We start from the raw sequence: 14,899 nt of genomic DNA, 5'->3' as shown, positions 1-14,899 counted from the left end.
CGGGGCACTGATGCCGATGGGCGCCGAGGACGACGCCGCCCGGGCGAAGCGCATGCGCTCGCGCATGGAGCTGCTCTACCCGATCTGTCGCAGCATCACGGGCGACGGCGTGCGCCAGACCCTCGACGTGATCGGCGAGTCGCTGCGCCCCGGGCTGGAGCTGCGGCGGCGCGCAGTGCCGTCGGGCACGGCGGCGTACGACTGGACCGTCAACGACGAGTGGAACGTCCGCGACGCCTGGATCGCCGACCCGACCGGCCGGCGGGTGGTGGACTTCCAGGAGCACAACCTGCACCTGGTCAGCTACAGCGTGCCCGTGCGCGCCCGGATGTCGATGGACGAGCTGCGCCCGCACCTGCACACGCTGCCCGAGCACCCGGACTGGATCCCGTACCGGACGACGTACTACCAGCGCACGTGGGGCTTCTGCCTGGCCCAGCGGCAGCTCGAGGCGATGGGGGAGGGGCCGTTCGACGTGGTGGTCGACACGACCCTGCGGCCCGGGGAGCTGACGTACGGCGAGCTCGTGATCCCAGGCGAGAGCGCCGAGGAGGTCCTGTTCACCTCCCACGTGTGCCACCCGTCGCTGGCCAACGACAACCTCTCCGGCATCGTCGTGGCCCTCGAGGTGGCCCGTGCGGTGGCGGCGCTGCCGTGGCGGCGGTTCTCCTACCGGTTCGTCTTCGCGCCGGGCACGATCGGGTCGATCACCTGGCTGAGCCGCAACCGGCCGCTGCTCGACCGGATCCGGCACGGGCTGGTGCTCACCGGCCTCGGCGGCCCCGGGCCGCTCGTCTACAAGCGGACCCGCCGCGGGGACCGGACGATCGACCGGGCGGCGACCCACGTGGTGAGCCGCCGGGGCGGGGAGGTCCGGGACTACTCGCCCTACGGCTACGACGAACGCCAGTTCAACGCGATCGGGTTCGACCTCCCGGTCGGCCGGCTCTCGCGCACCCCGCACGGCGAGTTCCCGGAGTACCACACGTCCGCCGACGACCTCGACTTCGTCAAGGACGGGGAGCTGCTGGACGCCCACGCCGCGTTGATGCGGATCGTCGAGATCCTCGAGAACGACGCCGCCTACCTCAACCTCAGCCCGCATGGCGAGCCGCAGCTCGGCAAGCGCGGGCTCTACCCGACGACCGGCGGCAAGTCGGCCTCGGACGCCGTGATGGCGATGCTGTGGACGCTCGGGTACTCCGACGGTTGCGCCACGCTGCTGGACATCGCGGACCGGGCCGACCTCGACTTCGCCCAGGTGTGCAGCGCGGCGACCGATCTCGCCGGCGCCGGCCTGCTCGAGCGGGCGAGCGAGCCCCCCCGCCGCTGAGGCACTGCCGGCTCCGGGCACGCGGGGCCGCGTGTGGCCGCGCGCGTACGATTGCCCCGACCCCCTCGCCCGCTCGGCAGGGGGCTGTCGTGTTGTCCCTGTCTCCAGGAGCCCCTGTGCCGCTCACCGGCCTCGCCGACGCCGTCCTTGCCGAGCCCGTGCTGGCCGAGGCGCTTGCCGACGCCCGCGGTGGGGCGGTGCGTGCCCTCGACCTGACGGGCCCCGAGGCGCTGCGACCGTTCGTGGTCGCGGGGCTGGTGCGGGCCGGTCGGACCGTGCTCGCGGTGACGGCGACCGCGCGTGAGGCCGAGGACCTGGTGACCTCGCTGGGGGACCTGCTGGACCCCGCCGGCATCGGCTACTACCCGAGCTGGGAGACGTTGCCCCACGAGCGGCTGAGCCCGCGCAGCGACACCGTCGGCCGTCGCCTGGCCGTGCTGCGGCGGCTGCGGCACCCGGGCACCGACGTCTCGAACGGTCCGCTGCAGGTCGTGGTGGCGCCGGTCCGGTCGATCCTCCAGCCGCAGGTGAAGGGCCTCGGTGACCTCGAGCCGGTCGAGCTGACGAACGGTGACACAGCGCCGCTCGAGGACGTCGTACGCCGGCTCGCGGACGCGGCGTACTCGCGGGTCGACCTGGTCGAGAAGCGTGGCGAGTTCGCCGTGCGCGGCGGCATCGTCGACGTCTTCCCCCCGACCGAGGAGCACCCGCTGCGCGTGGAGCTCTGGGGCGACGACGTCGAGGAGATCCGCAGCTTCTCCGTCGCCGACCAGCGCACGCTCGACAAGGTCGAGCGGCTGTGGGCGCCGCCCTGCCGCGAGCTGCTGCTCACCGAGGACGTCCGCCGCCGCGCCGCCGAGCTCGGCGAGGCGCACCCGCAGCTGGTCGAGCTCACCGACAAGATCGCCGCCGGCATCGCCGTCGAGGGCATGGAGTCGCTGGCTCCGGTGCTGGTCGACGAGATGGAGCTGCTGGTCGACCTGATGCCCGAGGACACCCACGTGCTGGTGCTCGACCCGGAGCGGGCGCGCAGCCGGGCCCACGACCTGGTCGCGACGAGCGAGGAGTTCCTCGGCGCCAGCTGGGCGGCGGCCGCCGGCGGTGGCACCGCCCCGATCGACCTCGGCGCCGCGTCGTACCGCTCGCTGTCCGACGTGCGTGAGCACAGTCTCGACCAGCACAAGCCGTGGTGGACGATGAGCCCCTTCGGCATCGCCGACGACGGGGTCTCGACCGGCTCGACCACCGACGGGCAGCCGCTGCGCGACGCGCTGGGCGAGGTGGTCAGCGTCGACGTCGACGTGCTCGCCGGCGCGGTGCCCAGCCGGATGCTGCCCGCGCACCCCGTCGACTCCTACCGCGGCGACGTGGACCGGGCCCTCGGCGACATCAAGCGCTGGGTCGACGAGGGCCACCGGGTCGCGGTGGTCCACCCCGGGCACGGGCCCGCGCAGCGCATGGTCGAGGTGCTGGCCGAGCGCGACGTGGCCGCCCGGATGGTCGAGCCCGACGAGGTCACGCTGGACCCGCACGTGGTCACGGTGACCTGCGGCGCCCTCTCGCAAGGCTTCGTCGACGACGCGACCCTGCTGGTGGTGCTGACCGGCGAGGACCTGTCGGGGCAGAAGTCCTCGACGCGCGACATGCGCAAGATGCCGGCGCGGCGCAAGCGGCAGATCGACCCGCTGGAGCTCAAGGCCGGCGACTTCGTCGTCCACGAGCAGCACGGTGTCGGCCGCTTCGTGGAGATGAAGCAGCGCGAGGTGGGCGGCGCGGTGCGCGAGTACCTCGTCCTGGAGTACGGCGCGTCCAAGCGCGGGGGGCCGGCGGACCGGCTCTACGTCCCGGCCGACGCGCTGGACCAGGTGACCCGCTACGTCGGTGGCGAGCAGCCGTCGCTGGACCGGCTCGGCGGCGCCGACTGGGCCAAGCGCAAGAACAAGGCCCGCAAGGCGGTCCGCGAGATCGCCGCCGAGCTGATCAAGCTGTACGCCGCGCGGCAGGCGACGCAGGGCTACGCCTACGGTCCCGACAGCCCGTGGCAGCGCGAGCTCGAGGACGCCTTCCCGTTCCAGGAGACGCCCGACCAGCTCTCGACCGTCGACGAGGTGAAGGCCGACATGCGGCGCACCGTCCCGATGGACCGGCTGATCTGCGGCGACGTGGGCTACGGCAAGACCGAGATCGCGGTCCGGGCGGCGTTCAAGGCGGTGCAGGAGGGCAAGCAGGTCGCCGTGCTGGTGCCGACGACGCTGCTGGTGACCCAGCACCTCTCGACGTTCACCGAGCGGATGAGCGGCTTCCCGGTCGTGCTCAAGGGCCTGTCCCGCTTCCAGACCGACAAGGAGGCCAGGGAGGTCATGGCCGGCATGGCCGACGGCACGATCGACGTCGTCGTGGGCACCCACCGGCTGCTCAACCCCGACGTGCGCTTCAAGGACCTCGGCCTGATCATCGTCGACGAGGAGCAGCGCTTCGGCGTCGAGCACAAGGAGCTGATGAAGCGGCTGCGCACCTCGGTCGACGTGCTGTCGATGTCCGCGACCCCGATCCCGCGCACCCTGGAGATGGCGATCACCGGCATCCGGGAGATGTCCACGATCACCACCCCGCCGGAGGAGCGGCACCCGGTGCTGACCTACGTCGGCGGCTACGAGGACCGCCAGGTGATCGCGGCGATCCGCCGCGAGCTGCTGCGGGAGGGCCAGGTCTTCTTCATCCACAACCGGGTGAGCTCGATCGAGAAGGCCGCCGCCCGGATCCGGGAGCTCGTCCCCGAGGCGCGGGTCGCCACCGCGCACGGGCAGATGAACGAGCGCCAGCTCGAGCAGGTGATGCTGGACTTCTGGGAGAAGCGCTTCGACGTGCTGGTCTGCACGACCCTGGTCGAGTCCGGCCTCGACGTCTCCAACGCCAACACGATGATCATCGAGCGGTCCGACACCCTCGGCCTCTCGCAGCTGCACCAGCTGCGCGGCCGGGTCGGGCGCTCGCGCGAGCGCGCCTACGCCTACTTCCTCTACCCGGCCGAGAAGCCGCTCACCGAGACCGCGCACGAGCGGCTCGCGACGCTGGCCCAGCACTCCGACCTCGGCGGCGGCATGGCGATCGCGATGAAGGACCTCGAGATCCGCGGCGCCGGCAACCTGCTGGGCGGGGAGCAGTCCGGTCACATCGCCGACGTCGGCTTCGACCTCTACGTCCGGCTGGTCGGCGAGGCCGTCAACGAGTTCCGCGGCGACAAGGAACCCGAGCTCAACGAGGTCCGGATCGAGCTGCCGATCGACGCGCACCTGCCGCACGACTACATCCCCAGCGAGCGGCTGCGGCTGGAGATGTACAAGCGGCTGGCCGAGGTGCGCTCCGACGACGACGTCGACCTGCTCAACGAGGAGATGCTCGACCGGTACGGCGAGCCGCCGCAGGAGGTCTCCTCGCTGCTGCTGGTGGCGCGGTTCCGGGCCCGGGCCCGCCAGGCGGGGATCGGCGAGGTCACGATCGCGGGCAAGAACGTGCGGTTCGCGCCGGTCTCGCTGCCGGACTCGCGCGTCGTACGGCTCAACCGGATGTACCCGAAGTCGATCGTGAAGCCCCAGCTCGACACGATCCTCGTGCCACGCCCGCAGACGGCAGTGGTCGGGGGTCGTCCGATCACCGGGGTGGCTTTGCTTGAATGGGCCCGCGGTGTGATCGACGCCATCATCGATCCGCCCCAGGACAAGCCCCAGGGCGCCTAGCGCAGCCCGCCACCCGAGGAGAACTCGTGAGCAAGCCCCGCCCGCTGATCGGTCTGGTCGCCGTGTCCCTGCTGCTCGCCGGCGGCCTGTCGGGGTGCGGGGTCGCGGGCACCGACTTCCATCCCGGTGTGGCCGCGCAGGTCGGCGACCGGACCGTCAGCGTGTCCGAGGTCGACTCGACCGCCACCAGCTACTGCAGCGCGATCGAGGGCCAGCTCCAGAGCGACAACCAGGTCCTGCCGATGCGCTACCTGCGCGGCGGGGTCGCCGGGCAGCTCGCGCTGCTGAGCGCGGCGCAGCAGCTCGCCGCGGAGAAGGGCGTGGAGGCCGGCCGCCAGTACGACCAGAAGGTCGCCGAGCTCGAGTCGGCGGTGGCCTCGCTCCCCGAGGACCAGCAGGACGCGGTCATCAAGATCGAGTCCTCCTCGACCTACATCTCCGGGGTCGAGCAGGCCGTCGGTGAGCAGGTGCTGCGCGACCAGGGTGTCCGGAGCGCGCAGTCCTCCGACAGCATCGCGGCCGGGCAGAAGGCGTTCAGCCAGTGGCTCGACGACCAGGACGTGTCGATCGACCCGCAGTTCGGCGTCGAGATCAAGAACGCCCAGGCCGTGCCGACCGACACCAGCGTGTCCTACGCGCTCGGCGACACCGCGACGAAGGCCGACGCCGAGCAGCCCGACCCGGCGTACGCCGGCGGGCTGCCCGACTCGCACCGCTGCGGCTGAGGCAACCGTGGCCGAGCCCGCGTCCGGGGAGCCGCTGCTGGTGTTCCGCGAGGTGATGCGGAAGCTCCGGGCGGAGTGCGGCTGGAAGCGCGAGCAGACGCACCGCTCGCTGTCGCGCTACCTCGTCGAGGAGCTGCACGAGACGCTCGAGGCGCTCGACACGTGGGAGGCCACCGGCGACGGCGAGCACCTGTGCGAGGAGCTCGGCGACCTGCTGCTGCAGGTCTACTTCCACGCGGTCATCGCCGAGGAGTCCGGCAGCTTCACCCTCGACGACGTGGCCCGCGGTATCACCGAGAAGATGTACCGCCGCAACCCGCACGTCTTCGCGCCCGAGGGGCAGCCGCGTGCACCGGCCGGCGACGCCGCCGCGGTCAACGACGCCTGGCAGGCGATCAAGGCGCAGGAGAAGCCCCGCGACTCCGTGACCGAGGGCCTCCCGCCCACCCTCCCCGCGCTGCTCTACGCCGACAAGGTCCTCGACCGGCTGGCCCGCGAGCGGAAGCCGGGTCCGGTGGCCGAGCGGGGTCCGGTGGCCGAGCGGGGTCCGGTGGTCGAGCGGGGTCCGGTGGCCGAGCGGGGTCCGGTGGTCGAGCGGGGTCCGGTGGTCGAGCCTGTCGAGACCACGCCGCCGGACCTGGGCGACCGCCTGCTCGCGCTCGTGGCCGAGGCCCATGCCGCCGGCATCGACCCCGAGCAGGCCCTGCGCGACGCCGTCCGCCGCCTCCTGTAGATCGCCGACCCGTCGCTCGTCGAGCCGGGAGAACGTCGACCCGTCGCCCGTGGTCGGTCCACCGCCGCGGGTGCTCCCGGGATCGGGACCGGCCGGGACTAGGCTGAGGTGCGGCCGTGCCGTACCCCCATCACCAGGAGCAACCGTGGCATCCATCGAAGCTGTCGGCGCCCGCGAGATCCTCGACTCGCGAGGCAACCCCACCGTCGAGGTCGAGGTGCTCCTCGACGACGGCTCGTTCGCCCGGGCCGCGGTGCCCAGCGGCGCCTCGACCGGTGCCTTCGAGGCGGTCGAGCTGCGCGACGGCGGTGACCGGTACGCCGGCAAGGGCGTGCACAAGGCCGTCACCGGCGTGATCCAGACCATCGCCCCCGCCATCGAGGGCCTGGCCGCGGACGACCAGCGGCTCATCGACCAGACCATGCTCGAGCTCGACGCGACGCCGAACAAGGCGAAGCTCGGCGCCAACGCGATCCTCGGTGTCTCGCTCGCGGTCGCCCGCGCCGCCGCCGACTCGGCCGGCCTCCCGCTCTACCGCTACGTCGGCGGCCCCAACGCGCACCTGCTCCCGGTGCCGATGATGAACATCCTCAACGGCGGCTCGCACGCCGACTCCAACGTGGACATCCAGGAGTTCATGATCGCGCCGATCGGCGCGCCCACGTTCCGCGAGGCGCTGCGCACCGGCGCGGAGGTCTACCACGCGCTGAAGTCGGTGCTGAAGAAGAAGGGCCTGGCCACCGGGCTCGGCGACGAGGGCGGCTTCGCGCCGAACCTCGACTCCAACCGTGCGGCGCTGGACCTGATCGCCGAGGCCGTGTCCTCGGCCGGGCTGACCCTCGGCCGCGACGTGGTGCTGGCGCTCGACGTCGCCGCCAGCGAGTTCTGCGACAACAACACCTACACCTTCGAGGGCGTCTCGAAGTCGGCCGACGAGATGGCCGCCTACTACGGCGAGCTGGCCTCGGCGTACCCGATCGTCTCCATCGAGGACCCCCTCGACGAGGACGACTGGGACGGCTGGAAGGCGATGACCGACCAGCTCGGCGACAAGATCCAGATCGTCGGGGACGACCTGTTCGTCACCAACGTCGAGCGGCTGCAGCGCGGCATCAGCGGCGGCCAGGCCAACGCGCTGCTGGTGAAGGTCAACCAGATCGGCTCGCTGACCGAGACCCTCGACTCGGTCGACCTGGCGCACCGCAACGGCTACCGCTGCATGATGAGCCACCGCTCGGGCGAGACCGAGGACACCACCATCGCCGACCTCGCCGTCGCCACGAACTGTGGCCAGATCAAGACCGGTGCGCCCGCGCGCTCGGAGCGGGTCGCGAAGTACAACCAGCTGCTCCGCATCGAGGACGAGCTCGGCGACGCCGCGCGCTACGCCGGCGCGGCCGCCTTCCCGCGTTTCCAGGCCTGACCGGGGCAGGATCGTTCCCATGGCCGACAACCGCCGCACGCCACCCCGGGGCTCACGTCCCCGGGGTCGCACCGGACCCGGTCGCACCACCGGGTCCGGGCGGGGCGGAGGCGGCCGGCCACCCCAGCCGCCCCCGGCACAGGCCGCGGGCGGGGACCGGCCACGCCGCCCCCGGCTGACCGGCCGCGCCGCGATCCTGGTGCTGGTGCTGTCCGTGCTGGCGATCTCCTACGCCTCGTCGATGCGCGCCTACTTCCAGCAGCGCACCCACATCGAGGACCTCAAGACCCAGATCGCGCAGCGTGAGGCGAACATCGACGAGCTGGAGCGGGAGAAGCGGCGCTGGCACGACCCGGCCTACGTCCAGGCCCAGGCTCGCGAGCGGTTCGGCTACCTGATGCCGGGAGAGACGTCGTACGTCGTGCTCGGCATGGACGGCAAGCCGCTGGAGAGCCAGAGCACGCTCACCGATCCCTCCACCGTGAACCAGCACCGCCCCACCGCCTGGTGGACCACCGAGTGGCGGTCGGTGCAGCTGGCCGGCGTCCCGCCCGAGCCCGAGGCGCCGCCGGCCACCGAGATCGACGGGACCGAGGAGAAGCAGCAGTGAGTGAACCGGTGACCGCGCGCGACACGGCGGCGATCGCCGCCCAGCTCGGGCGGGAGCCGCGGGGGATCCACGAGATCGGCCACCGCTGCCCGTGCGGCAACCCCGACGTCGTGACGACCGAGCCGCGGCTGCCCAACGGCACGCCGTTCCCGACGACCTTCTACCTGACCTGCCCGCGCGCGGCCTCCCGCATCGGCACCCTCGAGGGGTCCGGGCTGATGAAGGAGATGGAGGCGCGGCTGGGCACCGATCCCGACCTGGCGACGGCGTACACCGCGGCGCACCAGCGGTACCTCGAGTTCCGCGGCGAGCTGGCCCGGGAGGTCGGGCAGAGCGTGCCCGAGATCGAGGGGGTCTCCGCCGGCGGGATGCCCGATCGGGTGAAGTGCCTGCACGTGCTCGCCGGTCAGGCGCTGGCCCAGGGCCACGGGGTCAACCCGCTGGGCGACGAGGTCCTCGAGGCGCTGGGGGACTGGTGGTCGACTGGTCCGTGCGTCACGGCGGTGGACCCCACCTCGTGACCGTCGTCGCCGCGGTCGACTGCGGGACCAACACGATCAAGCTGCTCATCGCCCCCGTGGTCGGGCAGGGCCTGCCCGACGTCGTCGTGCGGGAGACCCGGATGGTGCGGCTCGGCCAGGGCGTCGACCGGACCGGTCGGCTGGCCGACGAGGCGCTGGCGCGGGCGTTCGCCGCCATCGACGAGTACGCCGTGCTGGTCCGCGAGCACGGCGTCTCCCGGATCCGGTTCTGCGCCACCTCCGCGACCCGTGACGCCGGCAACGGCGACGTCTTCGCCGCCGGCGTGCGGGAGCGGCTGGGGGTCTCCCCGGAGGTGGTCACGGGGGCCGAGGAGGCCGCGCTGGCCTTCGACGGCGCGATCCGCAACCTGCGCACCCCGCCCGCGGAGCCGGTGCTGGTCATCGACATCGGTGGCGGCTCCACCGAGCTGATCCTGGGCTCCTCGGGATCGCCGGACCTCGCCCACTCGATGGACATCGGCTCGGTCCGGCTGCACGAGCGGCACCTCCGCTCCGACCCGCCGACCGCCGACGAGGTCGCGGCCTGCGTCGCCGACATCGACGCGCACCTCGACTCCTGCCCGGTGGACGTGAGCCGGGCCGCGACGGTGGTCGGGGTGGCGGGGACCGTGCTCACGGTGGTGGCCGCGGCGCTCGACCTCCCGGCGTACGACGCCGACGCGATCGACCAGGCGGTGATCCCGTTCGTCGCGCTGCAGCAGGTGGTCGACCGGCTGGTCGGGATGACCGTCGCCGAGCGCCTGGCGATCGGCTCGATGCACCCCGGCCGCGCCGACGTCATCGCCGCCGGCGCGTTGATCCTGTCGCGGGTGCTCGCCCGCGCACACGTCGACTCCCTCGTCGCCTCGGAGGCGGACATCCTCGACGGGATCGCCTGGTCGATGGTGGAGCCCGGGGGTTAGCCCCGCCCGCCAGTGGGCACGGGGGACACATGGACGAACCCGTGACCCGCCCCCCGGACGAGCCGCTCGGTGTCCTGGTGCACCGCTTGTCCGAGCAGATCCCCGAGCTGGTCCGCAGCGAGCTGCGCCTCGCCCAGGCGGAGCTGACCGAGAAGGGCAAGAGGGCCGGCCTCGGCGTCGGCATGTTCAGCGCCGCCGGCCTGCTGGCGTTCTTCGGGGTGGCGACGCTGATCGCGACCGCGATCCTTGCTCTCGCGCTGTTGCTGCCGGCGTGGCTGTCGGCCCTGATCGTGGCCCTGGTCGTCCTCGCCGCCGCGGGCGCGGTCGCCATGGCCGGCAAGAAGGAGGTCGAGCAGGCGACGCCGCCCGCACCGGAGAGGACCATCGCGAACGTCCGGGAAGACGTCGCGACCGTGAAGGGAGCGCACTCATGAGCACCAACGGCACGTCACCGGACGAGATCGAGGCCGACATCGAGCGGCAGCGCGAGGAGCTGGCCGCGACCGTCACCCAGCTGCAGTCGAAGCTCGACCTGAAGGCGCGTGCCCAGCAGCGGGCCGCCGAGCTGCGGGACCGCGCGACCACCGAGTCCGGCAGCCCCCGCCCCGAGCTGATCGCGGGCGCCGTCGTGACGGTGGCCGTGATCGGCCTCCTCGTGTGGCGTCGTACCCGCTGACCCGAACCGAACAGGAGCACACACCATGAGCAAGCTGACCCTCATCGCGGCCGGAGCTGCCGGCTACGTCCTCGGTGCCCGCGCCGGGCGCGAGCGCTACGAGCAGATCGCCGCCGGCGCGCGCGGCGTGATGCGCAACCCGCGGGTCCAGTCCGCCCGCCAGCAGGCCCAGGACGCCGTCGCCGAGCAGGCCGCGGCGGCCCGCGACGTGGTGGTCGAGAAGGCCAAGGAGACGGCCTCGACGGCCGCCTCCGCCGCGGCGGACAAGGTACGCCGCGGCGAGGGCGGTGCGCACAGCGCCGACCAGACCTGGCCCGCCGACACCGCCGCGCCGCCGGTCTCCTGACCTGCTGAGACATCTTCGGTGGCGGGGCATCATGGGCCGGTGAGCCCACTCCTCCTCCCACACCCCGCCACCGGAGAGCTCTTCGACTCGCCGGTGCCGCCCGGCACCGGCTGGCCCGACGACCCCGCCGCGCCGGACACCCCGGTCGCCCGGACGCCCGCGCAGGTACGCCGCCTGGCCGCCGGTGTCGGCCTTGAGGAGCTGGACGCGCGGGTCTCCGTCTGCGCGGCCTGCCCCCGGCTGGTCACCTGGCGCGAGGGGGTGGCGCGGGACAAGCGGGCGTCGTTCGCCACCGAGCCCTACTGGGGACGGCCGATCGCGGGCTGGGGAGCCCGCGACCCCCGGGTCCTGATCGTCGGCCTGGCGCCCGCGGCCAACGGTGGCAACCGCACCGGTCGGATCTTCACCGGCGACCGCTCCGGTGACTGGCTGTTCGCGTCCCTGCACCGGGTCGGGCTGGCGACCCGGTCGACCAGCACCCACGCGGCCGACGGCCAACAGCTCGTCGACACCCGGATGGTGGCGACGGTGCGCTGCGCGCCTCCGCTGAACAAGCCGACCACCGAGGAGCGCGACACCTGCGCGCCCTGGCTGGACGCCGAGCTGCGGCTGGTGGCCGGGTCGGTCCGGATGGTCGTCGCGCTCGGTTCCTTCGGCTGGGCCGCGGCGCTGAATGCGTTCGGCCGGGTCGGGTGGGAGGTGCCGCGTCCGCGGCCGCGCTTCGGCCACGGCGCCGAGGCCGTGATCCGCGGGCCCGAGCACGAGGTCACCCTGCTCGGCAGCTATCACCCCAGTCAGCAGAACACCTTCACCGGCAGGCTGACCGAACCGATGCTGGACGAGGTGCTCGGTCGTGCGGCGGCCGCTGCAAGAATCCCCGGCAGGCCCTCGTATCCCAATCGGCAGAGGAAGTCGCCTTAAAAGCGATCGAGTGTGGGTTCGAGTCCCACCGGGGGCACTGTGTGCCGACTGCGTCCTGCGGTTGCCTGGATGGGCTGTAGCTGCGGCTTTCGGGAGCTGTGGGGCGGTTCCGCTCGGGGTTGCCGCGGCCTCCCCGCTCGCGGGTCTGCTCTGGTTGCGGTCTTGGCTGGCTACGGCGGGGGTCTCCTCGGGGTTGCGCTCGCCTCCCGGCTCACGGTCGCGGGCGGTCCCCATCGGCTCGAAAAGATTCTCGAAAGTTTCTTCGTATAGCGTCTCACCAGATGAGATATGCACAGGTCAGGGACCTGCCACTGTCGGTGGGCTTTGGTTGAGTCAGGACATGGAGCAGCAGACCGGGACGCCGACCACCCCCGCGGGGGTGGTCGCGGCTGCCAACGGCCTGGTCGCGAACCTGGACGAGACCTTGTGGGCGGCCAAGACGTCGGAGGAGCTGGTCGAGGCGGTCGCCGAGGCCGAGACGCTCCGGGCGCACCTGGCCGGCCTGGAGGCCTCGATGCTGGCCGAGATCGAGGCCCGGAAGGTCCCGAAGCAGGAGCTGGCCTGGTCCTCGACCGCGGGCTGGTTCACCCACCTGGCCGGGATGAAGCGCGGGCAGGGGCACCGCACCGTCGAACAGGCGCCGCTCCTGGTGGGCGAGCGGACCGCCACCCACGCCGCGCTGCTGGCCGGGCGGGTGTCCCCGGAGCAGGCCGCGATCATCGTGGCCGCGGTCGAGAAGCTCCCCCTCAACCCGTCGGTGCGGGCGGAGGGCGAGGAGCTGCTGTTGGAGGCGGCGTCCCGGCTCACCGCGACCGAGCTGCACCATGCCGCCAAGCGCCTGGTGCTGGTGGTCGACCCCGACAAGGCCGAACGCGACGCCGAGAAGGCCCTGGACCGCGAGGACCGGGCCGCGCACCTGCACCGGCACCTGTCCATCACCGAGGACGGCGCCGGCGGCATCCGGCTCCGCGGCCGCGGCACCGTCGAGGACGCCGCCATCCTCAAGGCCGCCTTCCTCCCGCTGACCAAGCCCGAACCCGCCGTCGACCCCGAGACCTGCGAGGAGAACGTCGACCCCCGCGACCACGGCGCCCGGCTCTGGGACGCCCTGGTGGCCACCGCCCAGCACGCCCTGGACACCGACCTGCCCCCGGACTGCCACGGCGCAAGACCCCGGGTCACCGTCACCACGTCCCTGGAGGTGCTGCGCCAGCAGATCGACTGGGCCACCCTCGGCACCACCACCTACACCACTGGCGCCAGCACCGCCGCGCCCCTGGGTGCGGTCACCGACGACGGGCTCGAGCTGGCGCCCTCGGTGATCCGCCGGCTGGCCTGCGACGCCGACATCATCCCGGTCGCCCTCGGCGGCCGCGGCGAGGTCCTCGACGTCGGCCGCACCTGCCGACTGGTCACCCCAGCGATCTGGCGGGCCGTGGTCTGCCGGGACCGGCACTGCACCTTCCCCGGCTGCACCCGCCCCCCGATCATGTGCCACGCCCACCACATCACCCACTGGGCCGACGGCGGCCACACCAACCTCGAAAACCTCGTCCTCCTCTGCGGCCAGCACCACCGCGTCATCCACCACACCCCCTGGCAGGTCCGCCTCAACCCCCACGACGGCCGACCCGAGTTCCGGCCCCCGCCGAAGCGCGGGCACCCACCCCCGGACTGGATCCGAAGCCGACCCCGCCGCGAGTGACGCCCTCGTGGAGCTGAACCCTAGGCACCTGCCTCACGGGCGGGCACTGCATTCGCAGGAGGGGCGGCCGCCCGCCGGCGGTAGTCCAGCACCGGCTGCCAGCGGTCGTGCAGCGTGGTGATCAGGCTGATCAGCGCGAGGAAGAACACCGTGTTCCATGCGCTCGCGTCCGAGCCCAGGAACAGGCGCGCCACCGCCACGATCCCGATGCTCACCAGCAGCCGGGCTGCGAAGGCCAACCCTGCCGACTCGATGGAGCGACCGCGGCGCGCGACCGCCAGCGTGATCGCGGCGTTCAACACCACGAAGCCGCCGACCCCGACGAACAGCTGCAGGTTGCTCGCGTGGATGCCGGGCAGGGTCTGCGCGTAGATCACCGAGATCAGACCCAGCAGCATGACCTTCTCGAAGGTCGCCCCCGAGACGACGGTGCCCGAGGCAGCGCGCCAGGCCGCCTGCTCGGCCGCGGTGTCGATCGCCTCCGGCAGGGGATCTGCGGCCAGTCGCAGGCTCCAGTCCGGCTCGGGCAGGCGAGGCCGTACGACGAACCACAGGATCGCGACGAGCAGCAGGATCAGCGAGATCAGCAACGGCCACGCCCAGTCGTACTCCGCCAGCGTGTCGGTGACGTCGAGCTGGGCGACGTGCAGCCAGTACTCCTGCGGCAGCTTGACGACGACCCAGATCAGCGCCGCGACGACCACCCAGTGCCGCAGCGTGATGCGCACGGTCTGCCAGCGCGTCCGCCAGGCCTCGTAGGCGATGAAGAAGTACTCGAAGGTGTTCGGGAAGAGCAGCAGCATGGCCCGCAGCTGCGTGAGCTCGAAGACCACGACGCCCACGAGCCGGTAGAAGTACAGGAACCGGCCGACGGCGTACGCCGGCAGCGCCGCCCAGTTGCGCAGCGTGGCCAGGTAGGCGATCGCCAGGTAGTAGACGTCCATCGCCTTGTCGTAGCTCTGGTAGCCGGGCGGGTCGTAACCGAACCACTGGAAGACCGACTGGTCGATCCCGTCGAGGACCAGGCAGCCCACCACCGCGGGCAGCGGGTAGCGCGGAATGAGCAGCGGCAGCAGGAACCGGGCGCCGACGACGGCGACGAACACGTAGTCGATTCCACTCATGCGTCCACCCCACTCATGTCCGGAGTGTGGCGGCCTCCGGGGCCGACGGCTCAGGGCCGGAGGTCACCAGTCGCGGGAACGTCTGGGGCCGTTGAGGCGTTGGACCCCGTGAACCCTTCTAG

General features: G+C 72.5%; 14 protein-coding genes and 1 tRNA gene. 14 read left to right on the top strand and 1 reads right to left on the bottom strand.

From position 1 onward, the window contains the following. Nucleotides 1–10 precede the first annotated feature (10 nt). From ABD268_RS07440 to ABD268_RS07375, 14 genes are all read left to right on the top strand, one after another. Nucleotides 11–1,333 (top strand): DUF4910 domain-containing protein, encoded by a 1,323-nt coding sequence (locus tag ABD268_RS07440; RefSeq protein WP_344149638.1) that lies wholly within the window; start codon nt 11–13, stop codon nt 1,331–1,333. A 116-nt stretch (nt 1,334–1,449) separates the two neighbouring features. Continuing rightward, a complete protein-coding gene (gene mfd / locus ABD268_RS07435; protein ID WP_344149636.1) occupies nt 1,450–5,070 on the top strand; it encodes a transcription-repair coupling factor in 3,621 nt (1,206 codons plus the stop codon). Nucleotides 5,071–5,096: 26 nt separating this feature from the next. Beyond that, entirely contained in the window at nt 5,097–5,795 is a 699-nt protein-coding gene (locus ABD268_RS07430; RefSeq protein ID WP_344149634.1) for a hypothetical protein, read from the top strand. A gap of 7 nt (nt 5,796–5,802) precedes the next feature. Further along, complete coding sequence (locus tag ABD268_RS07425; RefSeq protein WP_344149632.1) at nt 5,803–6,528, top strand: MazG nucleotide pyrophosphohydrolase domain-containing protein; 726 nt, start codon at nt 5,803–5,805, stop codon at nt 6,526–6,528. A 145-nt stretch (nt 6,529–6,673) separates the two neighbouring features. Beyond that, nucleotides 6,674–7,951 carry a phosphopyruvate hydratase gene (gene eno, locus ABD268_RS07420; protein WP_344149630.1) on the top strand — a complete coding sequence of 426 codons (1,278 nt, stop codon included), beginning with the start codon at nt 6,674–6,676 and terminating at the stop codon, nt 7,949–7,951. 19 nt (nt 7,952–7,970) lie between these two features. Further along, a complete protein-coding gene (locus ABD268_RS07415; RefSeq protein ID WP_344149628.1) occupies nt 7,971–8,561 on the top strand; it encodes an FtsB family cell division protein in 591 nt (196 codons plus the stop codon). Continuing rightward, a complete protein-coding gene (locus ABD268_RS07410; RefSeq protein WP_344149626.1) occupies nt 8,558–9,082 on the top strand; it encodes a DUF501 domain-containing protein in 525 nt (174 codons plus the stop codon). The genes ABD268_RS07415 and ABD268_RS07410 overlap by 4 nt, the downstream gene beginning before the upstream one ends. Continuing rightward, entirely contained in the window at nt 9,079–10,005 is a 927-nt protein-coding gene (locus tag ABD268_RS07405; protein ID WP_344149624.1) for a Ppx/GppA phosphatase family protein, read from the top strand. The genes ABD268_RS07410 and ABD268_RS07405 overlap by 4 nt, the downstream gene beginning before the upstream one ends. 29 nt (nt 10,006–10,034) lie before the next feature. Further along, entirely contained in the window at nt 10,035–10,439 is a 405-nt protein-coding gene (locus ABD268_RS07400) for a phage holin family protein (RefSeq protein ID WP_344149622.1), read from the top strand. Next, nucleotides 10,436–10,681, top strand: a complete 246-nt coding sequence (locus ABD268_RS07395; protein WP_344149620.1) for a DUF3618 domain-containing protein — start codon at nt 10,436–10,438, stop codon at nt 10,679–10,681. Before ABD268_RS07400 ends, ABD268_RS07395 begins: the two co-directional genes overlap by 4 nt. A 25-nt stretch (nt 10,682–10,706) precedes the next feature. Beyond that, on the top strand, nt 10,707–11,027 hold the full coding sequence (locus tag ABD268_RS07390; protein WP_344149618.1) for a hypothetical protein: 321 nt from the start codon (nt 10,707–10,709) through the stop codon (nt 11,025–11,027). A gap of 39 nt (nt 11,028–11,066) precedes the next feature. Beyond that, entirely contained in the window at nt 11,067–11,948 is an 882-nt protein-coding gene (locus tag ABD268_RS07385; RefSeq protein ID WP_344149871.1) for a uracil-DNA glycosylase, read from the top strand. Further along, nucleotides 11,912–11,985 (top strand) — tRNA-Leu (locus ABD268_RS07380). The genes ABD268_RS07385 and ABD268_RS07380 overlap by 37 nt, the downstream gene beginning before the upstream one ends. Before the next feature lie 303 nt (nt 11,986–12,288). Beyond that, complete coding sequence (locus ABD268_RS07375; RefSeq protein WP_344149616.1) at nt 12,289–13,653, top strand: HNH endonuclease signature motif containing protein; 1,365 nt, start codon at nt 12,289–12,291, stop codon at nt 13,651–13,653. A gap of 20 nt (nt 13,654–13,673) precedes the next feature. Here ABD268_RS07375 and ABD268_RS07370 read toward each other — a convergent pair whose 3' ends face one another. Next, entirely contained in the window at nt 13,674–14,777 is a 1,104-nt protein-coding gene (locus ABD268_RS07370) for a hypothetical protein (protein ID WP_344149614.1), read from the bottom strand. Between the last annotated feature and the right edge of the window lie 122 nt (nt 14,778–14,899).

The sequence above is a fragment of the Nocardioides koreensis genome (assembly GCF_039531775.1).
Classification (GTDB): Bacteria; Actinomycetota; Actinomycetes; order Propionibacteriales; family Nocardioidaceae; genus Nocardioides; species Nocardioides koreensis.
The sequence above is the reverse complement of the archived record's forward strand: the minus strand, read 5'-3'. Positions and strand labels throughout refer to the sequence as shown.